The sequence below is a fragment of the Bradyrhizobium sp. 149 genome (genome assembly GCF_023073915.1).
Taxonomy (GTDB): Bacteria; Pseudomonadota; Alphaproteobacteria; order Rhizobiales; family Xanthobacteraceae; genus Bradyrhizobium.
In genome coordinates, this window is the sequence record NZ_JADPKK010000015.1 from 184643 (window position 1) to 207219 (window position 22577).

Genomic DNA, 22577 nt, shown 5'->3' on the forward strand with positions numbered 1-22577 from the left:
TCAGGTGTTGCCGGGAGCGGCGACCAGACGGTCTGCCGCATCGAAGACGAAGACATCATTGGGATCGAGCACGGCATCGAGCGTCTGGCCGGGCTCGAACTCATGCACGCCGTGCAGCACCGCCACCCAGTTCGATCCGTCGCGGGTCAGATGCACAAAGCTCTCCGAACCGGTGATCTCGGTCACCGTCACCGTGGCATTGAAGGCATGGCGGTCAGTCTCGCCATTGGCAAGCGCGAGCTGATGGGCACGAAATCCGACGCGATAAGCGCCGTCCGAGAGAGAGGAATAGAGACCGGACGCCGGCGCGGCGATGCCGCCCGCATATTGCACGGAGCCGTTCTTCTTCTCGATGCCGACAAGATTCAGCGGCGGATCGGAGAACACCTGCGCGACCCGCAAGCTCTGCGGATGACGGTAAACGTTCGGCGTCTCGCCGATCTGGAGCGCCTTCCCCTCCCACATGCACACCGTGTTGCCGCCGAGCAGCAGCGCCTCGGTCGGCTCGGTGGTGGCATAGACAAAGATCGCGCCGGACGCCTCGAAGATGCGCGGCAGCTCGGTGCGCAGCTCCTCGCGGAGCTTGTAGTCGAGATTGGCGAGCGGCTCGTCGAGCAGCACGAGATCGGCGCCCTTCACCAGCGCGCGCGCCATCGCTGTTCGCTGCTGCTGGCCACCGGAAAGCTGCAGCGGTGTGCGCTTCAGGAACGGCTCGAGCCTGAGCAGCCGGGCGGCTTCCGCGACGCGCGCCTCGATCTCGGCCCGCGGCTTGCCCTGCACCCGCAGGGGCGAGGCGATGTTCTCGTAGACCGACAGCGAAGGGTAATTGATGAACTGCTGATAGACCATCGCGACCGAGCGCTGGCGCACGTCGACACCGGTGACGTCCTTGCCGTTGACCAGCAGCTTGCCCGATGTCGGCTTGTCCAATCCGGCGAGCAGCCGCATGATCGAGGTCTTGCCCGACAGTGTCGGCCCGAGCAGCACGTTGAGCGTGCCGCTCTCGAGCGTCAGCGAGACGTCGCGAATGTGCGGGATCCCGTCGACAGTCCGGGTCACGTGATCGAGTGTCACCGTCATGAGCGTCCTCCGGCTTCCAGCAGGGGACTTTGCTGCACAGCGTGGGTCCTGATCCAGTCGTCAAGCGCCGCGATCTCGTCGGCACTTAGTCGCAGGCCGAGCTTGGAACGGCGCCAGACGATGTCCTCGGCGGTAACGGCCCATTCGTTGGCCATGAGGTAGCGGACCTCGCGTTCGGTCAGAGTCGCGCCAAACACCAGGCCGAGATCGGCCGCCGATTTCGCATCCCCAAGCAACTTGATCGCCCTCGTGCCGTAGGCGCGTGCGAGGCGCCGCGCATGCTCGTGGCTGAGGAAGGGATAGCCCCGCTGGAGCTCGGCGATCAGCCCGTCGACATCGGACACGCCCATGTCGCCGCCGGGCAGCGGCCACTTGCCGGTCCAGCCCTCGCGCGCTTTCGCACTGCGAAGATAGGGCGCGAGCCGCTCCAGCGCCTCCTCGGCGAGACGGCGGTAAGTCGTGATCTTGCCGCCATAGATCGACAGCAGCGGCACGCCGCCGGGCGTGTCGAGCTCGAACACATAGTCGCGCGTGGCGGCCTTGGCTTCGCTGGCGCCGTCATCATAAAGCGGACGCACGCCGGAATAGGTCCAGACCACGTCATCAGGCGTGACCGGCTTGGCCAAATATTCGCTTGCCGCCGTGCAGAGATACTGGATCTCCTCAGCCGTCGCCTTCACCTTGGCGGGATCGCCGTCATAGTCGCGGTCGGTGGTGCCGATCAAGGTGAAATCGTCCTGGTAGGGAATGACGAAGATGATGCGGCCGTCGGCGTTCTGGAACATGTAGGCGCGGTCGTGGTCATAGAGTTTTTTGACGACGATGTGCGAGCCCTGCACTAAGCGCACCTTGGCTTTGGCGTTGACGCCGGCACCGCGGCCGAGCACGTCCTCGACCCACGGGCCGCCGGCATTGATGAGCGCGCGAGCCTGGACCGACGAGCGCGCGCCGGTCAGCGTGTCGATCATGCTGACGGTCCAGATGCCGTCGGACTGACGGATCTCGGTGGCGCGGGTGCGGGTCCGGATCTCGGCGCCCTTGTCGGCGGCATCGCGCGCGTTGAGCACGACGAGACGGGCGTCGTCGACGAAGCAGTCGGAATATTCGAACGCGCGGCTGTAGCGGTTCGGGATCAGCGGCCGGCCGACCTCGTCACGCCCAAGATCGACCGAGCGCGTCGCCGGCAGCAAATGGCGGCCGCCGATGTGGTCATAAAGGAAGAGTCCGAGGCGCAGCAGCCATGCCGGCCGCAGGCCGGCATGATGCGGCAAAACGAAACGCAAGGGCCGGATGATGTGGGGCGCGATGCCCCAGAGGATCTCGCGCTCGATCAGCGCCTCGCGGACCAGCCGAAACTCGTAATATTCGAGATAACGCAGGCCGCCATGCACCAACTTGGTCGACCAGGACGACGTCCCGCTCGCCAGATCGTTCATTTCGCACAGGAAAACCGTGTTGCCGCGGCCCACCGCGTCGCGCGCGATGCCGCAGCCGTTAACACCGCCTCCGATAATGGCGAGGTCGAAAATACGCTCCAACAGACGCATCCCCCGGCGACCGCCCGTTCAATCGAGCGGTTACTTTCGTTTTTGATTAGATCACACCGAAAAGCGAAAGCAAGATGAAAGAGAGGGGAAAGGAAGTGAAAGCGGAACTGTTTTTGTGGACGACACGACCGAAACAGCACCGCGGCAGGCAGCCGGGCGAGGCACGGACGGATCAATGCTGTAAAGTGCTTGAATGTAGCTACGTGCCTACATATGGTTATGTCGTTGAGGGAAATGCGGTCCGACTAGGAAGGCGCTTACAATGGTGACCACTCTCACCAGCCGAGAGTTCAATCACGATACCAGCGGCGCTAAAAAAGCAGCTTCGCGGGGGCCGGTCTTTATTACTGACCGCGGTCGGCCGGCCCATGTCCTGCTGACGATCGAAGACTATTTGCGTCTGACTGGCGGGCACATGAGCCTTGCTGAAGCATTGGGGCAGGCAGAAGCGGATTTCGATTTCGATCCGCCCCGCGTTGCCGGCCCGATTTTCAAGCCCGCTGATCTCGACTGATGTTTCTGCTGGACACCAATGTTATTTCCGAACTGAGGCGGCCAGATAAAGCTCATCGCAACGTGGCAGCCTGGGCCAATGCAATTCCGGCGGCGAGCTTCTTCATATCCGCCATCTCGATACTCGAAATCGAGCTTGGCGCTCGCCTGATCGAGCGCAAGGACACCGCGCAAGGTGCAGTCCTGCGAGCTTGGATCGACAACCACATTCTGACTCGCTTTGAAGATCGAATCCTGGCCATTGATACGGCCGTGGCGCTGCGCTGCGCGCAACTTCACGTTCCCAACCCGCGGGCCGAACGCGACGCCCTCATTGCAGCAACCGCGCTTGTTCACGGCTTGACGATCGTCACGCGCAACGTGGGGGATTTCGAACCTACCGACGTGCCGCTGATAAACCCGTGGGAACAGCCAGCTGGCTGAGACCTCCCGGCTCACGACGCCTACGGATGAGCGAGCCGGCGCCGGCTGCTATCGAAGGCGCACGACAGGTGCCGTTTCCTGCGGCGGCTCCGCTGCTGCATCATCAACGTCCGCCCCCTTCGGCATCGCCGCCACCACCTCGATGCCCTTGCCGTGACAGATGGTGGCAAGGCGCTCGGGCAGCTCCTGGTCGGTGACGAAGGTCTGGATTTGGCTGATATGGGCGATGCGGACCGGTGCGCTGCGGCGGAGCTTGGTCGAGTCCGCGACCAGCATGACGCTGCGGGCGTTGGCGATGATGGCCTGCGCCACCTGCACCTCGCGATAGTCGAAATCGAGCAGCGCGCCCTCCTCGTCGATCGCGGACGCCCCGATGATGGCGTAGTCGACCTTGAACTGGCCGATCAGCTGCGTCGCGGTCGAGCCGACCACGGCGCCGTCGGCGCGCCGCACCGTGCCGCCGGCCACCACCACCTCGATGCGAGGATGACGATAGAGCAGCATGGCGACGTTGAGATTGTTGGTGATGACGAGCAGGTCCTCGTGCGAGGTCAGCGCGCTTGCGACCTCCTCGGTCGTGGTGCCGATGTTGATGAAGAGCGAGCAGCCGTTCGGGATCAGCGATGCGGCCGCAGCTCCAATCGCCTTCTTCTCGTCGGCAGCAACGAAGCGCCGTGCCTCATAGGCGAGGTTTTCCACGCCGGAAGCGATGATGGCGCCGCCATGGATGCGGGTCAGCGAGCGCCGTTCGCAGAGATCGTTGAGATCCTTGCGGATGGTCTGCGCAGAGACATCGAACCGGCGCGCCAGCTCCTCGACCATGACGCGGCCCGAGGCCCGCGCGATGTTGAGGATTTCGGCTTGGCGATGGGTCAGTCCGGTCACGGCGATGGCCTCAAGTCCAGGAAGCTGCATGGTGCGGCGGTTCGCGCGTCCGGTCAATGCGCGCGCCGATCACGGTTAACGGACGAAGGTCCTCACCACGCCATCGCGGCGGCCAGGCGCGCCAGCAGGGTCGGATCGTCGTAAGCACTGGCGGAAGCGATCGCGCCGGCGGCAACAAGGTCGGCGTGGCCGAGGGTCGTGCGCATCCCGATGGTCGGAATGCCGGCGGCCGCGGCCGATTGCACGCCGGAGCGGGAGTCCTCGAACGCGATCGAGGCGGCCGCGCTGGCGCCGGCAAAACGCAGCCCTTCCTGATAAGGCAGCGGATGCGGCTTGCCGTGCGGCAGCTCGTCGCCGATCACGATCGCCTTGAACCGCTCGGTGATGCCGAGGCCGGACAGCAGCAGCTCGGCATTGAGGCGGGGCGCGTTGGTCACGGCGACCATGGGAATGCCGGCGCCATCTGCACGGTCGAGCAGCGCCATCAGGCCGGGCAGCGGCACGATCTGTCCGGCCACCAGGTCACGAAAAATCGCCTCCTTTTCGCTGAGGATCGCGACGCGCCGTTCCGGCGATTCGTCCGGCAGAAATCGCTCCCCGATCGAGACATTTGAGAAGCCCTGGAGCTCGCGCTTGAAGCGCTCCTCGTCCACGACATGGCCGCGCGGGCCGAACACGCGATGGAACGCCTCGCGATGAAGAGAATCCGTGTCGGCGAGCGTGCCGTCGATATCGAACAGCAACGCCCGGCCCATCGCTCCTCCATTGGCGTCGATCATGTCCGTACTTCCCCAAATGCGCAGCGCATTGATGCGAAAGACGTATCAATACAACGTCAAACACGCAATGCGCATGCACATGACGGCAACGCGGCACTCGACAAAGTCGAGCGCGGCTGCAACACTCCATGCAAGATCAAAAAGGAGGAAACGATGACGATCAACCGACGCGATCTGGCTCTCTCGACTCTTGCCGCCTCGGCGCTTGCTGTCTCAGCTCTCACGACACCGGCGCTGGCGGCCTCGGCGGACGAGGAAGCCGTGGCGAAGAAGGTCGAGGCGTTCCGCCTGGCCCAGATTGCGGCCGATCCCAAAGCGCTTGGCGCGCTCTGCGCCGACGAGGTGAGCTACAGCCATTCCAGCGGCAAGGTCGAGGACAAGGCGACCTTCATCACCAATGCCACCGACGGCAAGTCCAAATTCCTGTCGATCGAGTACAAGGACCCGACCATCAAGGTCGTCGGCCCCGCCGCGATCGTGCGTTTCCACTGGGTGGCGGAACAGGAGATGGCGGCCGATGGGAAAAAAGTGCCGACCAACCTTCACATCCTGATGAACTGGCAGAAGCAGGGCGACGACTGGAAGCTGCTCTCAAGGGCCGCGACGAAGTTGTGAACAACGGCTCTTCCCCTCTTCTCTTGTGGGAGAGGGTGGCTTCGCGAAGCGAAGTCGCGTGAGGGGTCTCTCTGCGAGAACGAATCTCTCGCTTCTGAATCTGCTGAAACGACCCCTCATCCGGCGCTTCGCGCCACCTTCTCCCACATGGGGAGAAGGGAAGGCAGAGTTCGCGGCAAAAAATTCCTACCTCTCGCGCTAGGCGCGGCCTGGAATGACCAGCGGGACGACTACGCCGCTTCCTTCACATCACCATTAACCAGCTTGCGCGCAGCGCGCTCGGCTTCGCGGGCGTTGCGGAAGAGCTGGCCTTCGAGACGGTTGAATCGGTGGGATGAGGCGAAGAAGCAGTAGCCTCCTTCAGAACGAACGACGATACCTGCGGTCTGCGAATTGACTTCGATGATGTAGCTGTCCGGCATAGCCCGTGAATTCCTCAGTGCGGGCAAATAACGGCACCCCTGCCCAAAGGTTCCTGGACATTTGAGGCCGTTTCCACCCCGAATCGACAAGCATTGAGTACGCCGGGACCTCATCCGTTTTATGACTGGTTATTGGCGAAGCCGAGACGCGGTGTCTCAGTCGCGCCGCGTTTTGCGGTGCCGCACATCAAATGAGGCGCAACGCCGCGCGCGATTACGTCGCGATCGCTGCGTCGGTCGGGCGAACCGGCTGCGGGCGGCCGTGCTCATCGATCGAGACGTAGGTGAAGTTGCCGTCGGTGACGAGAAACGGATGCTGCTCCCCGCGGCGCAGCGCCCATGCCTCCAGATGCACGGTGATGGACGTGCGCCCGACGCGGACGAGATGGGCGTGAACCGAAACGAGATCGCCGACATAGACGGCTTTGCGAAAATTCATCGCTTCGATCGCGACGGTCACGGTGCGCGACTTCGCGACCTTTGACGCAAACACGCCGCCGCCGACATCCATCTGACTGAGCAGCCAGCCGCCAAAGATGTCGCCGTTCGCATTGGTGTCGGCGGGCATCGCCAGTGTGCGGATGCAGAGATCGCCGCCCGGCCCGGCATTGGCTTGTTCGTTCATGCCGCTCTCACTTGAAAATTGCTCACGTGAAACTGCTCACCTGAAATTATCCCAGCCCGGATCCGGCGCAAAGCGTTCGCCGAATCTCACGGCCAGCGCCCGCAAGGTAGATACGACATTATCCACGCCACGCGTCCGCGCATAGTTCAACGGACCGCCACGGAACGGTGCATAACCGGTGCCGAAGATCATGGCGCCGTCGACCATGTCGGCATCATCGACGATACCCTCACGCAGAGCGGCGACGCAGACGTTGGACATCGGCAGCACCAGGCGGTCGATCATCTGGTCGGTGACGCGCGGACCGGTCTCGGGCAATGGCGCCTTCTCGGCCTTGCCGTCGCGCCAGACGTAAAAGCCCTTGCCGCTCTTGCGGCCGAGTTCGCCCTTGGCGACCTTCTCGCGCAGCCACGCCGGCGTCGGCGGCAACAGATCGCCGAACTTGGTGCGAAGCATGTCGCCGACATCAAGACATATGTCGAGCCCGACCTGATCGGCCAGCTCGATCGGCCCCATCGGCATGCCGAACTGCTCCGCGGCCGCGTCGATCAGGCGCTGGTCGATCTTCTCGTCCAGCATCACCATCGCTTCCAGCATGTAGGGCGTCAGCGCGCGGTTGACGAGGAAGCCCGGCGAGCTCTTCACCGACAATGGCAGCCGATCGATCGCGCCGACGAAGGCGCGTGCCTCCTTCAGCACCTGCGTGTCGTTACCGTCATGGCTGACGACTTCGACCAGCTGCAACCGCGACACCGGGTTGAAGAAGTGGAGGCCGACCAGCCGCTCCGGACGCGCCAGCGTCGTGCGCAAATCCTGGAGCGGAATGCTCGACGTGTTGGTCGCGAGAATCGCGCCCGGCTTCATCCGCGGCTCGAGGCCGGCATAGACCTTCTGCTTCAGCTCGAGCTTCTCCGGGACCGCCTCGATGACGAGATCGGCGTTGCGGACGCCCTCCCCGTCCATGTCGGGGATCAGGCGATCGAGCGCGTCGCGGACATCGGTGGGTTTCCGGATGATCTTGCCATAGAGCTCGGCGGCGCGCTTGACCGCGCCCGCGATCGGCTCCGCCTTCATGTCGGCGAGCGAAACGCGCAGCCCCTGCCCCGCGCACCAGGCCGCAATGTCGCCACCCATGGCGCCGGCGCCGATGACGTGAACATGCTTGATCGTGTTGCCGCTGCCTGCGGCCTTCTTCATCTGCTCGCGCAGAAAGAACGCACGGATCAAATTCTGCGCGGTCGGCGTCACCATCAACTTGGCGAACGAGGCCTGCTCTGCCCTGAGCATCGCGGCCTTGCTGCCGCCATGGGTCTCCCAGAGATCGATCAATGCATAGGGCGCCGGATAGTGCTCGCGGGACGCAGCCTTCGCCGCCTCCGAGCGCATCCGCCTCGCCAGCAGCCCGCGCACCGGACCGAAGTTCGCCGCACGCGTCAGAAAGCCGGGCCGCGCCCGCTTGAGGCGGCCGAACAGCGCATCCTTGACGGCATTGCGAACGTGGCGCTCCTGCGTCACGGTGTCGACGAGGCCGAGCGATCTGGCGCGGCGGGCATCGATGGTGCGGCCGGTCAGCATCAAGGCCATCGACTGGGTCGGATTGACCAGCGCGGTGAAACGCGCGGTGCCGCCGAGACCGGGATGCAGGCCCAGCATCACCTCCGGGAAGCCAAAGCGCGCGCCCTCGATGGCGATGCGCGACTGGCAGGCGAGCGCAACCTCGAGCCCGCCGCCGAGGCAGAAGCCGTGGATCACCGCGACCGTCGGCAGCTTCAGCGCCTCCAGATGGTCGACCACCGCATGCGCGGCGCGGATGCGGTTCTCCACCATCGCGGCATCACTGGCGCCGCGGAATTCGTTGACGTCGGCCCCGGCGATGAAGCCGGACGGTTTTGCGGAGCGGATCACGAGGCCGGCAGGATGCTCGGTTTCGATCGCCGCGAGCACGGCGTCGAACTCCTCCATCACGTCCGAGGACAGGGTGTTGGCACTGGCATCAGCGCGGTCGAACAGCAGCCAGGCAACGCCGTCGGCGTCGCGCGTCAGCTTGAAATGCTTGTAGGGACTGTCCGACGTCGGCTGCGGCCCGAGCGTGAGGACGCGATCGCCGAGCGCGGTCATGATCTTCGATTGCATGGTCACACCGCCTCGATCAGCATGGCGCCGCCGAGCCCGCCGCCGATGCATTCGGTAGCAACGCCGCGCCGCGTGCCGAGCCGCTTCATCGTGTTGACGAGATGCAGTACGATGCGGTTGCCGGAGGTGCCGACGGGATGCCCGAGCGAGATAGCGCCGCCATCGACATTGAGTTTTTCGCGGTCGATCTCGCCGGCCGCGCCCTCGAGCCCCAAAATCTCGCGGCAGAACTTGTCGTCGTTCCAGGCCGCGAGGCAGCCGAGCACTTGGGTGGCGAACGCTTCGTTGAGCTCCCAGGTCTGGACGTCCTGGATCGTGAGATCGTTGCGCTTCAGTAGCGGCGTCGCCGACATCACCGGACCGAGACCCATGATAGCAGGATCAAGTGCGGCCCAGTTGCTGTCGACGATGACAGCTTTCGGCGTCAGCTTGTGCTTGGCGACCGCTTCGTCGGAAGCCAGGATCACCCAGGAGGCGCCGTCGGTGATCTGCGAGGAATTGCCGGCAGTGACCTGGCCCCAGGGACGCTCGAACACCGGCCTCAGTTTTGCAAGCGCCTCGGCCGTCGAGTCCGGACGCACGCCGTCATCATGCTCGAAGAATTTTCCGTCACGGGAGAATGCGGTCTCGACTTCACCCTTCAGATAGCCTTCTGCCTGCGCATGGGCGAGCCGGCGATGGCTCTCGGCGGCATAGGCATCGGACTGCGCGCGGGTGATGCCGAAGAGATGGCCGACGACTTCGGCAGTCTGGCCCATGTTCAAATCGGTGATGGGATCGGTCAGCCCGCGCTCGAGGCCGATGATCGGCTTGAGATAGCGCGGCCGCAGCTTGAAGGCTGCGGCAAGCCTCGCGGCGGCGCTCTTGGCAGTGGCAAGGCCTGCGAACCAGCGCACGCCGGAATTGGGCCAGACCAGCGGCGCGTGGCTGAGCGCCTCGGTGCCGCCGGCGAGGATCATATTGGCATGACCTTCGCGGATATAGCGGTAGGCGGAGTCAATCGACTGCATGCCGGAGCCGCAATTGATCTGCACGGTGAAGGCGACCATGTCCTCGCCCATGCCGAGCCGGAGCGCGGCGACGCGGGCCGGGTTCATCTCGTCCGCGATCACGTTGACGCAGCCGAGGATGACCTGGTCGAAGGTATCAGGCGAAAACGGCTGGCGCGCCAGCAGCGGTCGGCCACATTGCACGGCGAGATCGACCGGCGTGAACGGCCCGGGCCCAGAGCGTGCTTTGAGAAACGGCGTCCGGCTGCCGTCGACGATGAAAACCGGTCGTGCCATCAGCTCGCCGCCCTCTGTTCACCGAGTTCCTGGAAGAATTGATGGACGTCGCCGGTTTTCTTGTAAATCGGCGACAGCGCCTCCGGCGCAAAATCATCGACCTCGATCACTTCGGTGACGGCTTCGCGGGCTGCAGCCAGCTGCTCGCCCTCGGCCTGCGTGATCACGCCCTTGGTCACCGCATCCTTCCAGTCGCTGATATGCGCCGCGCGCATGCGCTTGGCGATGGCGTCCGTGCCTGCGACCAGATTGAACGCACGCTCCAGCCGGGCAAAGCCGCCGTCGTCGTCGACATAAGCCAGATCGGGCGTGAGGCGGTCGCGCGCGGCCGAGGGCTCCAGCACGAGGCTTGCGCATTGGTGCACGACGCGGTCGCTTGGGCCGAGCACACGGGCGCCGAACGGCTGGACCACGAACTTAAGGAAACCCGCGACGAAACGGTTGGGCAGGTTGGCGAGGATCTCCGCAAGCCGGCTCTCGATGGTCCGAAAGCCGGTCGCCATGCACCATTCGAGCGCGGCAAAATCCTCCTTTTGCCGACCCTCGTCCTGCCAACGTTTGAGCGCGGCCGAGAGCAGATACAGCTCGGAGAGAATGTCGCCGAAGCGCGCCGACAGCATCTCCTTGCGCTTGAACGCGCCGCCGAGCGTCAGCAGCGCCATATCGGCGCAGAGGGCAAACGCCGCAGAGTAGCGCGAGAGCTGGCGATAGAACGGCGTGGCGTCGCCTGCATCGGGGGCAAGCGCGAAGACACCAAAGCTCCAGCTCCGGCCGAACGCGCGCAATAGTGTCTCGAAGCTGTGGCTGACATGCTTCCAGAACGCTTTGTCGAAGGCGGTGAGCCCACGTTCACGGTCGGTGTCGGCCAGCGCATTCATCTCGTCGAGCAGATAGGGATGCGCGCGGATCGCGCCCTGCCCGAACACGATGAGATTGCGCGTGAGGATATTGGCGCCCTCGACGGTGATGCCGACCGGGACGGCGCGGTGGAGATTGCCGAGATAGTTTTGCGGACCGTCGATCACGGCCTTGCCGCCATGGATGTCCATGGCGTCGTCGACCGCGGTGCGCATCCGCTCGGTCGCGTGCAGCTTCATGATGCCCGAGATGACGGCCGGATGGATGCCGGCATTCAGCGCCGCGCAGGTCAGCCGCCGCGCCGCGTCGAGCTGGTAGGCGGTGGCGACGATGCGCGCGAGCGGCTCCTCGACGCCCTCGAATTTGGAGATGGAGATGCCGAATTGCTCGCGGATGCGGGCATAGGCCCCGGTGGTGCGCGCGGCATAGGCGGCACCTGCCGCGGACAGCGACGGCAGCGAAATGCCGCGGCCGGCCGCGAGCGCCGTCATCAGCATCTTCCAGCCCTGACCCAGCCGCTCTTGGCCGCCGATGACATAGTCGAGCGGAATGAAGACGTCGCGCCCCCGATTCGGGCCGTTCTGGAACACCTGCATCGACGGCAGATGGCGCTGGCCGATCTCGACGCCGGGCAGATTGGTCGGGATCAAGGCCACGCTGATGCCGAGCTCTTCCTGGCTGCCCACGAGATGATCGGGGTCATAGGCCTTGAAGGCGAGGCCCAGCAGCGTTGCGACGGGACCGAGCGTGATGTAGCGCTTGTGCCAGTTGAGCTTGAGGCCCAGCACCTCCTGGCCCTCGAAGGTGCCCTTGCAGATGATGCCGGTGTCGACCATCGAGGCGGCATCGGAGCCGGCCTCGGGACTGGTGAGACCGAAGCAGGGAATGTCGCGGCCGCCGGCAAGACGCGGCAGCCAGCGCTGCTGCTGCTCCTGCGTGCCGAAGTGCATCAGGAGCTCACCGGGCCCCAGCGAGTTCGGCACCATCACCGTCACCGCGGCGGCGATCGAGCGGGTCGAGATCTTGCGCACCACCTCCGAATGCGCATAGGGCGAGAAGCCGAGGCCGCCGAACTCCTTCGGAATGATCATGCCGAAGAATTTTTCGCGCTTGATGAAGTGCCAGACGTCGGGTGGCAGGTCGCGCCATTCCCAAAAGATCTTCCACTCGTCCAGCATGGCGCAGAGCTCGTCGACGGGGCCGTTGAGGAAGGCATGCTCCTCTTCGGTCAGCTTTGCCTGCGGGACCTTCAGCAGCTTCGACCAATCGGGGTTGCCGGTGAAGAGATCGGCGTCCCACCAGACGTCGCCGGCCTCCAGCGCCTCGCGCTCGGTGTCCGACATCGCGGGCAGCACGCCGCGCGCCCAGGAAAAGATCGGTTTGGTCAGGGTATCGCGGCGGAAGCTCATGGCGGACCTCATGCATCGGCGCGGTTGTCGGGCATTTTAGCGGAAAGCGGCCAGCGCAGGTGAACACTTCGCCGACGAAAAGACGCGAATTGACGCGGCCGGGCGACCGCCCAGGGGCCATAACGGCCGGGGCGCGGTGGCAGTTCCGGGAGGGGGATGGCTTCGAGGCCGGCAGGTCTAATCCGGCCGCACCATCTCGAACATGTTTTCCGGCTTGATCTCGAAATAATCACCGCTGCGGCCGGCCCGGACGATCGGGCGGGCGGCGGCGGTCTGATAGACGCCGTCCTTGATCATGGCCTTGTCGATGTGGACGGCAACGACCTCGCCGAGCGTCAGCCAGGCATTGGCTTCCTTGCCGTCGGCGCCCTTGAGGCGGACGATGTCGGACACCTTGCATTCGAAGGCGACGGGACTCTCGCCGACACGCGGCACGTTGACGAGCCTGCCGGGCACGGCGGTGAGGCCGGCGACCTTGAACTCGTCAACCTCGGGGCCAACGTGCGCCGCAGTCGCGTTCATGTGCCTGGCCAGGTCCATGGTGGCGAGATTCCAGACGAACTCGCCGGTCTGCTGGATGTTCTCGACCGTGTCCTTCCAGTTGGTGGAGGAGAAGCCGATGATCGGCGGCACGTAAGCGAAGGCGTTGAAGAAACTGTAGGGCGCGAGATTGACGTGGCCCTTGGTGTCGCGCGACGAAATCCAGCCGATCGGCCGCGGCGCGACAATGGCGTTGAAGGGATCGTGCTTGAGGCCGTGGCCCTTGGCGGGCTCGTAGAAGTGCAGGTCTTTGTCAGTCACGCGCTGTTCCTTCTCGTCATTGCGAAGCGGCCCGCAGGGCGGCCCGGAACGACAGCAGATCGGCTTTATAGGAGGAAATACGCCGCCGCGTCAGTGCCGCGGGGACAATCCCGCGATGACGAAATCGATCATCTGGTCGATGGTCGGGCCCGGCTTGCTAGCGCACTGGGCGATCATCTGGGGGTGGAAAAAGCGCATCATCGCGGTGCAGGCGCAGAGCGAGGCCAGTTGCAGGTCCGGCGCCTCGAACTCGCCGGAGGCCACGCCTTGCGCGATCATCTGGCCGATGACCCCGGCAATGCACTCCATGTGGTTGACGCAGACGTCCCAGTCCTCCTGCATCGCGATCTCGACCATCTCGTGCAACTTGGAATCGCCGACATAGCGCTCGGTGTTCATGCGATGGATGGTGGTGAGCAGTTCGCGGAAGCGCGGGAGTACCGGACCGGGCCTCGCCACGATCCGCTGCGCTTCCAGTTCGACCTCGCCCATCAGCGAGCGGGCCACCGCCTGATGAATCGCCTTCTTCGATTCGAAGAAGCGATAGACGTTGGCGGGGCTCATCTTGAGCTCCTTGGCGATGTCCCCGACCGTGGTCTTGAGATAGCCGATCTGGCGGAACAGCCGCTCGGCCACCTCGAGAATACGATCCCGGGTGTCGCCTTCGATATGTTCCGAAACCAGTGTCATCTGTCAGGACTCGTGAGTCAGCACTTCATCTTCACTTATTCAGCCGCCTCAGCAAGCTGAATAGCATGCTGGTCATCGCTGCCATGCTGCGGTGCGGCAGGCTGCTCGGGGGTGCCCGCCTCATCCAGACTCTTGCGGAACCAGAGAGCGTAGAGGCCCGGCAGGTACAGCAGCGTGAGGAAGGTCGCGACGAACAATCCGCCCATGATGGTGATCGCCATCGGGCCCCAGAACGCCGAGCGCGACAGCGGGATCATGGCAAGGATGGCGGCGAGCGCCGTCAGTACCACCGGCCGGGCGCGGCGGACGGTCGCCTCCACGATCGCCTCTCGGCGAGTCAAGCCATGAGAAACGTCGGTCTCGATCTGATCCACCAGGATGACCGCGTTGCGCATGATCATGCCCGCGAGCGCGATCAGGCCGAGCAGCGCCACGAAGCCGAACGGGGCGTTGGCGATGTTGAGCCCGAACGAGGCGCCGACGATGCCGAGCGGCGCGGTCAGGAACACCAGGATCAGGCGCGAGAAGCTCTGCAGCTGGAACATCAGCAGCGTCAGCATCACCATGACCATCAGCGGGAAGAGGATGAAGATCGAGGCGTTGCCCTTCGCGGATTCCTCGAACGCGCCGCCCGGCTCGATGCGGTAGGCCGGCTCGAGATTGTCCTTGATCGCCTTCAGCTTCGGCGTGATCTGGCCGGTGACGTCGGGCGCCTGCACGCCATCGACGACGTCGGAGCGCACGGTGATCGCCATGTCACGGTTACGCCGCCACATGATTGGCTCCTCGTGGGCATATTCGATCTTGGCGATCTGCTGCAGCGGCACGGCCACGCCGTTGCGCGAGGTGATGGTGAGATCGCCGACTGCACCGAGGTCGAGCCGTTCGGACGGGACGGCGCGCGCGACCACGCCGACCTTCTCGATGCCGTCGCGCACGGTCGTCACCTGTGAGCCCGAGATCAGCATCGACAGCGCCTGCGACACGTCCTGCGGGGTCAGGCCCATGGCGCGGGCGCGATCCTGGTCGACGACGAGCTTGAGGTAAGGCGACTGCTCGTTCCAGTCGAGCTGGACGTCCTTGACGCTCTTGTTCTGCCGCATGACGTCGCGGACCTGGTAGGCGATCTCGCGCACCTTGTTGGCGTCGGGGCCGATCACGCGAAACTGCACGGGAAAACCAACGGGAGGACCGAAATTGAAGCGGTCGACGCGCACGCGGGCCTCGTTGAGCGCGCCGTCGGCAACGGCGTTTTCGAGCCTGGCCTTGATGCGCTCGCGCGCCTCGACGCCCTTTGCGACGATGACGACCTCCGCAAAAGCCTCGTTCGGAAGCTGCGGATTGAGGCCGAGCCAGAAGCGCGGCGAACCCTGCCCGACATAAGCCGTATAGGTCTCGATGTCCTTGTCGTCCTTGAGCATAGCCTCGGCCTTCTTCACCGCCTTTTCCGTGACGTTGAAGGCGGTGCCCTCGGGCAGGCGCAGCTGGAGGAACAGCTCCGGCCGCTCAGACAGCGGAAAGAACTGTTGCTGGACGTGGCCGAAGCCGACAATCGAGGCGATGAAGACGCCGACGGTCGCGACCACGACGGTGATGCGGTGGTTGACGCACCATTGCACGACGGCGCGCAGGCCGCGGTACATGCGGGTCTCGTAGACCGCGTGCGGATCGTGATTGTGGTGCACCTTGATGTTGGGCAGCAGCATGACGCCGATATAGGGCGTGAAGATCACCGCCACGAACCAGGACGCAACCAGCGCGATCGCCACGATCCAGAAAATGCTGCCGGCATATTCGCCGACCGCCGAATTGGCAAAGCCGATGGGGAGGAAGCCAGCGGCCGTGACCAGCGTTCCCGTGAGCATCGGAAACGCAGTTGATTCCCAGGCAAAGGACGCCGCGCGCATGCGGTCCCAGCCCTGCTCCATCTTCACCACCATCATCTCGACCGCGATGATGGCATCATCCACCAGCAGGCCGAGCGCGATGATCAGCGCACCGAGCGTGATGCGGTGCAGGTCGAGCGACATGGTGTTCATGACGACGAAGACGATGCCGAGCACCAGGGGCACCGACAGCGCGACCACGATGCCGGTGCGCCAACCGAGCGCCAGGAACGACACGAACAGCACGATGACGAGGGCTTCCATGAAGGAGTGCACGAACTCGCCGACGGCGTGCTCGACCACCTTGGGCTGGTCGGCGATCAGCTTGACGTCGACGCCCTGCGGCACCGCCTTCATGAATTCAGACGTCGCCTTCTCGACCTCCTTGCCGAGATCGAGGATGTTGGCGCCCTTGGCGGTGACGACGCCGATACCGATCGCGGCCTTGCCTTCCTGCCGCACGATAAAGCTCGGTGGGTCGACATAGCCGTGGGTGACGGTGGCGATGTCGCCGAGGCGGAACACGCGGCCATTGCTCTCGACCGGGGTTTCGGCGACGGCCTTGGCGCCGTCGAGCGCACCGGTGACGCGCAGCGGCACGCGCTGCGACGAGGTCTCGACGGTGCCGGCCGGCGTCACGTTGTTTTGCTTGGCCAGGGAATCGAACAGCGCCTGCGGCGTGATGCCGAGGGTGGCGAGCTTGGCATGGGAGAATTCGACGAAGATGCGCTCATCCTGGTTGCCATAGACGTCGACCTTGGTCACGCCCGGCACCTTCAGAAGGCGCTGACGGAAACCCTCCGAGACCTTCTTGAGCTGGGCGTAGTCGGCGCCGTCGCCGGTCATCATGTAGAGGATGGAATCGACGTCGGAGAACTCGTCGTTGACGACGGGCCCGAGAATGCCTGCGGGCAACTGGCCCTGCACATCAGCCAGCTTCTTGCGCAGCAGATAAAAGAGATACGGCACATCCTTCGGCGGCGTGGAATCGCGGAAGGTCACCTGGAGCGCGGTGAAACCGGGCTTTGAGTAGGTTTGAACCTTCTCGAAGTAAGGCAGCTCCTGGATCTTCTTCTCGATGGGATCGGCGACCTGCGCCTGCATCTCCTGCGCGGTCGCGCCCGGCCAGAGCACGGAGACGTTGACCACCTTCACCGTGAAGAACGGATCCTCGGCGCGGCCGAGCTTCTGATAGGAGAAGAACCCGGCGACGCCGAGCACAAGCATGAGGAACAGGATCAGCGTCGGATGGCTGACGGCCCAGGCCGAAAGGTTGAAGCGCTTCATCGCACTCTCCAAAGATGATCCAGTTGCAAAAAACACTCTGTTCAAACCGTCGTCGCGAGGCAGCGAAGCAATCCAGGGGGCTGGGCAGGTTCTGGATCGCTTCGCCGCTTCAGCCCCAGCATTTGCGCTTGGGCCGAAACTCTCCTCGCGACGACGAACTCGTAAACTCTAGAAAGACAGTGACGAGACAATCCGCACTCTCTGGCTTGGATCGAGCTTCTGCACGCCGAGGGCGACGATCTTGGCGCCCTCGTCCACACCGCTGGTGATGACGACGTCGCTGCTCTCGTAGGACTTCACCACGACCGGCTTCAGCGTGACCGCGCCGTTGTCGTCGACTACGTAGAAAGACGGCTTGCCGCCTTCGTTGAACAGCGCCGACAGCGGCAGCCGCGCGACGCGCTCGGTTGCCGCATCCGACAGCGTCAGCGTCGCCGTCATGCCGAGCGAGACCTTGTCGTCGGCCTCGGGCAGCGAGAATTTCGCGAGATAGGTCCGCGTGGCGGGATCCGCGGTGGGCGCAATCTCGCGCAGCTTGGCTGTATATTTCTTGCCCGGCTCCGACCAAAGAGTGACGCTGGCGGCGCCCGATTTGGCACGTCCGACCAGCGTCTCAGGGATCGCGACGACCGCTTCCTTTTCGGCAAAGCGGGCGACACGGATCGAGGTCTGGCCTGCGGCAACCACCTGGCCGGGCTCGATCAGCGTTGCGGTGACGACGCCACGGGCGTCGGCGTTGAGCGTCGCGTAGGAAAGGGAATTCTTGGTCAATTCGACGGAGCGCTCGGCCCGGTTCAGCCGCGCACGTGCCTCGTCGGCCGAAGCGCGGCTCTGGTCGAGCTGGGCGTCAGTGGTCCAGCCCTTGGCCTTCAGATCCTTGGCGCGCTGCTCGGCGGCGGCGGCCTGGGCCAGCACGCCCGTCGCAGCCGTCAGCTCGGCGACGGATTGCTCGGCCTGGAGCTTCAGATCGACCTCATCAAGCGTCGCGAGCGGCTGGCCGATTTCGACAGTCTGGCCGACCTCGACCAGACGCTTGGCGACCTTGCCTGCGACGCGGAAACCCAGATCGCTTTCGATCCGCGGCCTGATGGTGCCGACGAAGCTGCGCTCGGGCTTTTCGGCCTCATAATGGGCGGTTGCGACCAGAACCGGCCGGGGCGGCTCGGCCTTTTCAGCAACGGTGTCATTGCACCCAGCCAGGGCGGCAGCCATCAGGGCCAGCGACACGCCTGCCAAGAGCTTGGAATAGCTGGATAAAACTGACCGGACGAACATCGGAGGACACTCCCGCATCTCAATGGGACGAATGTCGACTAATCACTGATAAAAGTCAATAATCGTCATTCATCAGGAATCCGTGATCGTTAAGGGGTGGTAACCCCTCGTCGCCCTGGCGAAGGCCAGGGCCCATTACCCCTGAAGTCGGTTGCTAAAGAGAACGTCTTCCGGGTGCCCGAAGAGAAGCCGCGGGGTATGGGCCCTGGCCTTCGCCAGGGCGACGTAGGTTCACCGCCCCTGTTCGGCGAACTCGTGCTTGCTGTCGTGGCCGCCGACGAACACCAGGATGCCGGCGATCAGCGGCAGCAGCGCGAGCACGAGCAGGCCGGTCGAGGTCTGGCCGGTGGCTTCCTTGACCCAGCCGATCAGGTAAGGACCGCCGAATCCGGCGAGGTTGCCGATCGAGTTGATCAGGGCGATGCCGCCGGCCGCCGCCGTGCCGGACAGCCAGGCGGTCGGCAGGGTCCAGAACACGCCAAAGCAGCAGAACACGCCGATCGCCGCGACAGTGAGCACCACCATCGTCATGGCGGGATCGGTGAGATAGGAAGAGACGCCAAGCGCAATTGCAGTGAGCAACAGCGGCGCGCCGACATGCATCACGCGCTCGCGCGTCGAATCGGAATGCCGCGCCCACAGGAGCATCGCGATGGTACCGAACAGATACGGGATCGCGGTGACGAAGCCGGTCTGCGCGTTGGTGAGGCCGAATGCCTTGACGATCTGCGGCAGCCAGAACTGCATGCCGTAGAGCGCGCCGACGAAGCCGAAATAGACCAGGCTCAGCATGATCACCTTCGGCGAGGAAAGCGCCTCGCCGAGCGACAAATGCTTCACCGCCTGCTTGGCCGCGATCTCGGCATCAAGCTTGGTCTTGAGCCACGCCTTCTGCTCGGCCGAGAGCCAGTCTGCCTTCTCCGGCCTGTCGGTGAGGTAAAACCAGGTGACGATGCCGAGCAGCACCGAGGGAATGCCCTCGATGATGAACAGCCACTGCCAGCCCTTCAGGCCCATCGCGCCGTCGAGCCCGAGCAGCAGGCCCGAGACCGGCGCGCCGATCACGGTCGAGACCGGGACTGCGATGGCGAAGGCCGCGAGGAAGCGGGCGCGGTATTCGGCCGGATACCAATAGGTGAGATAGAGGATGATGCCGGGGAAGAAGCCGGCTTCGGCGACGCCGAGCAGGAAGCGCAGCACGTAGAAGCTCGTGACACCACTCGTGAGCGCCATCAGCGCCGAGATGATGCCCCAGGTCACCATGATGCGGGCGATCCAGCGGCTGGCGCCGAACTTTTCCAGCGCCAGATTGCTCGGCACCTCGAAGATGAAATAGCCGATGAAGAAGATGCCGGCGCCCCAGGAGAAGATCAGCGGCGTGAATTTCAGCTCTGCGTTCATGGTCAGCGCGGCGAAGCCGAGATTGACACGATCGAGATAGGAGAAGAAGTAGGCCAGCATCAGGAACGGGATCAGGCGCCAGGAGATGGCGCGGATCGTCGAGGTCTCGACTTCCGACTTGGCGGCGCCGGTCGAACCGGCATAGGTCGTGGTCTGGCTCATGGCTTCCCCCCAGGGTTGTTGCTTTTGTGGGCTGAGAGCCGGTTTTGAGTATCGCGGGCGAAGAGTCAATGGAGCAAGCAATGCATGGGGCGCAGCCGCATCAACCCGTTGCGCCGTTACGGACATCGCTGATCCGCGCCGGGCTGGCGCTGGCGGTGATCGTCTGTGGGCTGTCGCTGCGCTGGTACGGCTTTCCGCTCGGCCCGCCTTCATCGTGAAGTACGGCGGCTCCCTGCTGTGGGCCACGATGGTGTTTCTGCTGGTCGGCATTTTGCTGCCGCGGCTGCCACGGGCGCAGGTCGCGGCCGTCGCCGCAGCCATTGCGATCGCTGTGGAGTTTTCCCGGCTGGTGCATACGCCATGGCTCGACGCATTTCGACTCTCCACCGCGGGCGCGCTGCTGTTGGGGCGCATTTTTTCGCTGTGGAATTTGGTCGCTTATGCGATCGGAATTGTGTTTGGCGTCTGGATCGACCGTCTCGCCACCCTGCGAGACTGGCGTCGAACATCTCACTCCGCCAACTGAAACCGCTCGAACCGATCAAGCTCCTCCTCGATCTTCTGCTTGAGCTCCTTGCGCGCCGCGGTCTTCTTCCCCTCTCCGACCCAGGTCCATTTCTGCATCAAGAGCTTCTTCGCCTGCCGGTCTGTCTTCAGATCGAGCGCGGCGACGATCTCGTCGCCGACCAGCACGGGGAGCGCGAAATAGCCGAGCTTGCGTTTGGCCTTCGGCACATAGGCCTCGAACAAATGGTTGTAGCCGAAAATCAAATTTGTGCGCTTGCGCTGGATGATCAGCGGATCGAACGGCGAGAGGATGCGAACGAGATCAGACGGCGCGCGCTCGCCCGGCTCGAGCGCGGCCGGTAGTGCCCAATGCTCCTGCTTGCCGGCACCGTCGATGACGACAGGCACGAGCTCGCCGCGACGGACGCGCGAGGCGATCAGGCCAGCCACGGCCTTCTTGCGCGGCGCGTCGAGATGGCAGACCGAATCGAGGCTCACGACACCTTGCGATCGTAGCGCGCGGTCGAGCAGATAGGCCGTAATGTCCCTGGTCGACGCCGGCTTCGGCAGCTTTTCCCAGCCGAAATGGCGCGTCATCAGCTCATAGGTCTTGAGCATGCCCTGGCGCTCGCTGACGGTCACGGCACCGGTATAGAAGGCGAGCTGCAACGCCCGCTTCGAGGGTTTTCGGCTTTGCCAGAGATGCTCCTTCTCGGTGAGCACGTCGTCCTCGATATCGCGGATCGTCAGCGGGCCGGCGCGCACCAGCCGCATCACCTTGCGCATGTCGGCAGGCTTCACCGAGGCGAACCATTTGTGCCCCTCGCGGCGGTGTTCGCGCATCGCCGGCAGGAAGAAGCGGAAGTCACCGGCCGGCACGTAAGAGAGCGCGTGCGTCCAATACTCAAAGACGCTTTTATCTACGCTCTGAGCGTGGCGCAGATCGGCGCGGCGGTAGGACGGGATGCGGCTGAACAGGATGTGGTGATGGCAGCGCTCGATCACGTTGATGGTGTCGATCTGCACATAGCCGAGATGGGCGACTGCGTCCGAGACGGCTTGCGCGCCGTCACCGAATGGCGCGCGCTCATCCAGCCGCTGGGCGTGCAGCCAGATCTGCCGGGCCTGTGTTGTGGTGATCGGAAGCGGTTTGGGCGCGCGGGACATTGCGAACAGCAATGTAGCGGGATTCGCGCCGGGAAAAAGGAGATGACAAGAAGCGGCCGAAGAAAAAGCCGCGCTGCCATCTGCTGACAGCGCGGCCGGACGACGCGAGCTCGCGTCTACTTCATCGACATGGCCTTCTGCGACTTCATGTAATGCATGCAGGCACTCTTCATCTTGCCATTGCTCATGTCGGTGTTGGCCATGGCCATTTCCTTGTTGGCCGCGACCTTGGCCGGCGTATCGGCGGCGCTCATCATCATGGCTGTCGATTTCATCATGTTATCGCCGGTGCACGCCATCATGGCGGCGGATGCCGGTGAGAGGGAAACGGTGAGCGCGACAAAGGCTACGGCTGTGAGCAAGATCTTCATCGAAAAGTCTCCTCCGTAAAGCGAAACCCGGCGTCATGCCGGCCTTCGCATTACGTATTCTCTGGCGAAGACGTTTCGGGGAGAAGGGAATTTTCTTGCTGCAGCGCGAAGGCAGAGAGCTCAGCGGCCCCCCTTGGGCACCTTGGACTGATCACCGAGGCTACCCGTGGCGACGTCCGGCTCGCAGGAGGCCCTGCCGCGCTCCTCTGCCCGGCAGCGATAGACGCTGCCGGTGAGCCGATCCACCAGCCACATGTTCTCGTCGGTCGGCCCTTCGAGCCCGACATAGCGGGAGGTCAGCCCCGTGATCAGCGTCGACAGCAGGATCGCCACCGCGATCATGGCTGCACCGATATAGATCGGCATTGAATTCAGGGACACTGTCCGATCCGGCGGGCCACTGCGATAGGATTGGTAATCACTCGGCCTCGGCACTGGATGGAACTCGGCTCCCC

General features: G+C 64.1%; 20 protein-coding genes and 1 pseudogene. 4 read left to right on the forward strand and 17 right to left on the reverse strand.

Annotated elements, in window-relative coordinates; genetic code table 11:
* Nucleotides 1-1080, reverse strand: coding sequence for an ABC transporter ATP-binding protein (locus tag IVA88_RS09900; protein ID WP_247497100.1), 1080 nt, complete (start codon nt 1078-1080; stop codon nt 1-3).
* The gene (glpD, locus tag IVA88_RS09905; RefSeq protein WP_247497101.1) at nt 1077-2627 is read right to left on the reverse strand and encodes a glycerol-3-phosphate dehydrogenase; all 1551 of its coding nucleotides are present in this window, start codon (nt 2625-2627) and stop codon (nt 1077-1079) included. Before glpD ends, IVA88_RS09900 begins: the two co-directional genes overlap by 4 nt.
* A gap of 262 nt (nt 2628-2889) precedes the next feature.
* Here glpD and IVA88_RS09910 point away from each other — a divergent pair, with 262 nt between their 5' ends.
* Both IVA88_RS09910 and IVA88_RS09915 read left to right on the forward strand, forming a co-directional pair.
* Nucleotides 2890-3141: a type II toxin-antitoxin system prevent-host-death family antitoxin gene (locus IVA88_RS09910; protein ID WP_247497102.1), complete on the forward strand. Its 252-nt coding sequence runs from the start codon at nt 2890-2892 to the stop codon at nt 3139-3141.
* On the forward strand, nt 3141-3563 hold the full coding sequence (locus IVA88_RS09915) for a type II toxin-antitoxin system VapC family toxin (RefSeq protein WP_247497103.1): 423 nt from the start codon (nt 3141-3143) through the stop codon (nt 3561-3563). The genes IVA88_RS09910 and IVA88_RS09915 overlap by 1 nt, the downstream gene beginning before the upstream one ends.
* 48 nt (nt 3564-3611) lie before the next feature.
* Here the strand turns inward: IVA88_RS09915 and IVA88_RS09920 are convergent, their stop codons facing one another.
* Both IVA88_RS09920 and IVA88_RS09925 read right to left on the reverse strand, forming a co-directional pair.
* Entirely contained in the window at nt 3612-4448 is an 837-nt protein-coding gene (locus IVA88_RS09920; protein WP_247497157.1) for a DeoR/GlpR family DNA-binding transcription regulator, read from the reverse strand.
* A gap of 92 nt (nt 4449-4540) precedes the next feature.
* Nucleotides 4541-5227, reverse strand: coding sequence for an HAD-IA family hydrolase (locus IVA88_RS09925; RefSeq protein WP_247497104.1), 687 nt, complete (start codon nt 5225-5227; stop codon nt 4541-4543).
* A gap of 153 nt (nt 5228-5380) precedes the next feature.
* On the opposite strand from IVA88_RS09925, the gene IVA88_RS09930 reads away from it, so the two are divergent.
* Entirely contained in the window at nt 5381-5842 is a 462-nt protein-coding gene (locus IVA88_RS09930; protein WP_247497105.1) for a nuclear transport factor 2 family protein, read from the forward strand.
* Nucleotides 5843-6072: 230 nt separating this feature from the next.
* Here the strand turns inward: IVA88_RS09930 and IVA88_RS09935 are convergent, their stop codons facing one another.
* The 10 genes from IVA88_RS09935 to IVA88_RS09980 all read right to left on the reverse strand — a co-directional run bounded on the left by IVA88_RS09935 (nt 6073) and on the right by IVA88_RS09980 (nt 20077).
* Nucleotides 6073-6264, reverse strand: coding sequence for a hypothetical protein (locus IVA88_RS09935; protein ID WP_247497106.1), 192 nt, complete (start codon nt 6262-6264; stop codon nt 6073-6075).
* Nucleotides 6265-6478: 214 nt separating this feature from the next.
* The gene (locus tag IVA88_RS09940) at nt 6479-6889 is read right to left on the reverse strand and encodes an acyl-CoA thioesterase (protein WP_247497107.1); all 411 of its coding nucleotides are present in this window, start codon (nt 6887-6889) and stop codon (nt 6479-6481) included.
* A 36-nt stretch (nt 6890-6925) separates the two neighbouring features.
* Nucleotides 6926-9022, reverse strand: coding sequence for a 3-hydroxyacyl-CoA dehydrogenase NAD-binding domain-containing protein (locus IVA88_RS09945; protein ID WP_247497108.1), 2097 nt, complete (start codon nt 9020-9022; stop codon nt 6926-6928).
* Between the two features lie 2 nt (nt 9023-9024).
* Nucleotides 9025-10308, reverse strand: a complete 1284-nt coding sequence (locus IVA88_RS09950) for an acetyl-CoA C-acetyltransferase (RefSeq protein WP_247497109.1) — start codon at nt 10306-10308, stop codon at nt 9025-9027.
* Nucleotides 10308-12575, reverse strand: coding sequence for an acyl-CoA dehydrogenase (locus IVA88_RS09955; RefSeq protein WP_247497110.1), 2268 nt, complete (start codon nt 12573-12575; stop codon nt 10308-10310). Before IVA88_RS09955 ends, IVA88_RS09950 begins: the two co-directional genes overlap by 1 nt.
* 177 nt (nt 12576-12752) lie before the next feature.
* Nucleotides 12753-13376 (reverse strand): flavin reductase family protein, encoded by a 624-nt coding sequence (locus IVA88_RS09960; RefSeq protein WP_247497111.1) that lies wholly within the window; start codon nt 13374-13376, stop codon nt 12753-12755.
* A gap of 90 nt (nt 13377-13466) precedes the next feature.
* The gene (locus tag IVA88_RS09965; protein ID WP_247497112.1) at nt 13467-14066 is read right to left on the reverse strand and encodes a TetR family transcriptional regulator; all 600 of its coding nucleotides are present in this window, start codon (nt 14064-14066) and stop codon (nt 13467-13469) included.
* A 35-nt stretch (nt 14067-14101) separates the two neighbouring features.
* Nucleotides 14102-17239 carry an efflux RND transporter permease subunit gene (locus IVA88_RS09970; protein ID WP_247497113.1) on the reverse strand — a complete coding sequence of 1046 codons (3138 nt, stop codon included), beginning with the start codon at nt 17237-17239 and terminating at the stop codon, nt 14102-14104.
* 168 nt (nt 17240-17407) lie between these two features.
* Nucleotides 17408-18514 carry an efflux RND transporter periplasmic adaptor subunit gene (locus IVA88_RS09975; RefSeq protein WP_247497114.1) on the reverse strand — a complete coding sequence of 369 codons (1107 nt, stop codon included), beginning with the start codon at nt 18512-18514 and terminating at the stop codon, nt 17408-17410.
* Nucleotides 18515-18745: 231 nt separating this feature from the next.
* Nucleotides 18746-20077, reverse strand: a complete 1332-nt coding sequence (locus IVA88_RS09980) for an MFS transporter (protein ID WP_247497115.1) — start codon at nt 20075-20077, stop codon at nt 18746-18748.
* Nucleotides 20078-20157: 80 nt separating this feature from the next.
* Here IVA88_RS09980 and IVA88_RS09985 point away from each other — a divergent pair.
* Nucleotides 20158-20603: pseudogene (locus IVA88_RS09985) on the forward strand (DUF2809 domain-containing protein).
* On the opposite strand, the gene IVA88_RS09990 reads toward IVA88_RS09985, so the two are convergent.
* The 3 genes from IVA88_RS09990 to IVA88_RS10000 all read right to left on the reverse strand — a co-directional run bounded on the left by IVA88_RS09990 (nt 20588) and on the right by IVA88_RS10000 (nt 22488).
* Entirely contained in the window at nt 20588-21751 is a 1164-nt protein-coding gene (locus IVA88_RS09990) for a crosslink repair DNA glycosylase YcaQ family protein (RefSeq protein ID WP_247497116.1), read from the reverse strand. The pseudogene IVA88_RS09985 and the gene IVA88_RS09990 overlap by 16 nt on opposite strands.
* 116 nt (nt 21752-21867) lie before the next feature.
* Nucleotides 21868-22122 (reverse strand): hypothetical protein, encoded by a 255-nt coding sequence (locus IVA88_RS09995; protein ID WP_247497117.1) that lies wholly within the window; start codon nt 22120-22122, stop codon nt 21868-21870.
* Nucleotides 22123-22242: 120 nt separating this feature from the next.
* Complete coding sequence (locus tag IVA88_RS10000) at nt 22243-22488, reverse strand: hypothetical protein (protein WP_247497158.1); 246 nt, start codon at nt 22486-22488, stop codon at nt 22243-22245.
* Nucleotides 22489-22577: the final 89 nt, after the last annotated feature.

Coding starts and splice junctions, on each gene's coding strand:
- IVA88_RS09900 (WP_247497100.1), bottom strand. CDS start 1,080: ATGACGGTGACACTCGATCACGTGACCCGGACTGTCGACGGGATCCCG.
- glpD (WP_247497101.1), bottom strand. CDS start 2,627: ATGCGTCTGTTGGAGCGTATTTTCGACCTCGCCATTATCGGAGGCGGT.
- IVA88_RS09910 (WP_247497102.1), top strand. CDS start 2,890: ATGGTGACCACTCTCACCAGCCGAGAGTTCAATCACGATACCAGCGGC.
- IVA88_RS09915 (WP_247497103.1), top strand. CDS start 3,141: ATGTTTCTGCTGGACACCAATGTTATTTCCGAACTGAGGCGGCCAGAT.
- IVA88_RS09925 (WP_247497104.1), bottom strand. CDS start 5,227: ATGATCGACGCCAATGGAGGAGCGATGGGCCGGGCGTTGCTGTTCGAT.
- IVA88_RS09930 (WP_247497105.1), top strand. CDS start 5,381: ATGACGATCAACCGACGCGATCTGGCTCTCTCGACTCTTGCCGCCTCG.
- IVA88_RS09935 (WP_247497106.1), bottom strand. CDS start 6,264: ATGCCGGACAGCTACATCATCGAAGTCAATTCGCAGACCGCAGGTATC.
- IVA88_RS09940 (WP_247497107.1), bottom strand. CDS start 6,889: ATGAACGAACAAGCCAATGCCGGGCCGGGCGGCGATCTCTGCATCCGC.
- IVA88_RS09945 (WP_247497108.1), bottom strand. CDS start 9,022: ATGCAATCGAAGATCATGACCGCGCTCGGCGATCGCGTCCTCACGCTC.
- IVA88_RS09950 (WP_247497109.1), bottom strand. CDS start 10,308: ATGGCACGACCGGTTTTCATCGTCGACGGCAGCCGGACGCCGTTTCTC.
- IVA88_RS09955 (WP_247497110.1), bottom strand. CDS start 12,575: ATGAGCTTCCGCCGCGATACCCTGACCAAACCGATCTTTTCCTGGGCG.
- IVA88_RS09965 (WP_247497112.1), bottom strand. CDS start 14,066: ATGACACTGGTTTCGGAACATATCGAAGGCGACACCCGGGATCGTATT.
- IVA88_RS09970 (WP_247497113.1), bottom strand. CDS start 17,239: ATGAAGCGCTTCAACCTTTCGGCCTGGGCCGTCAGCCATCCGACGCTG.
- IVA88_RS09975 (WP_247497114.1), bottom strand. CDS start 18,514: ATGTTCGTCCGGTCAGTTTTATCCAGCTATTCCAAGCTCTTGGCAGGC.
- IVA88_RS09980 (WP_247497115.1), bottom strand. CDS start 20,077: ATGAGCCAGACCACGACCTATGCCGGTTCGACCGGCGCCGCCAAGTCG.
- IVA88_RS09990 (WP_247497116.1), bottom strand. CDS start 21,751: ATGTCCCGCGCGCCCAAACCGCTTCCGATCACCACAACACAGGCCCGG.
- IVA88_RS09995 (WP_247497117.1), bottom strand. CDS start 22,122: ATGAAGATCTTGCTCACAGCCGTAGCCTTTGTCGCGCTCACCGTTTCC.
- IVA88_RS10000 (WP_247497158.1), bottom strand. CDS start 22,488: ATGCCGATCTATATCGGTGCAGCCATGATCGCGGTGGCGATCCTGCTG.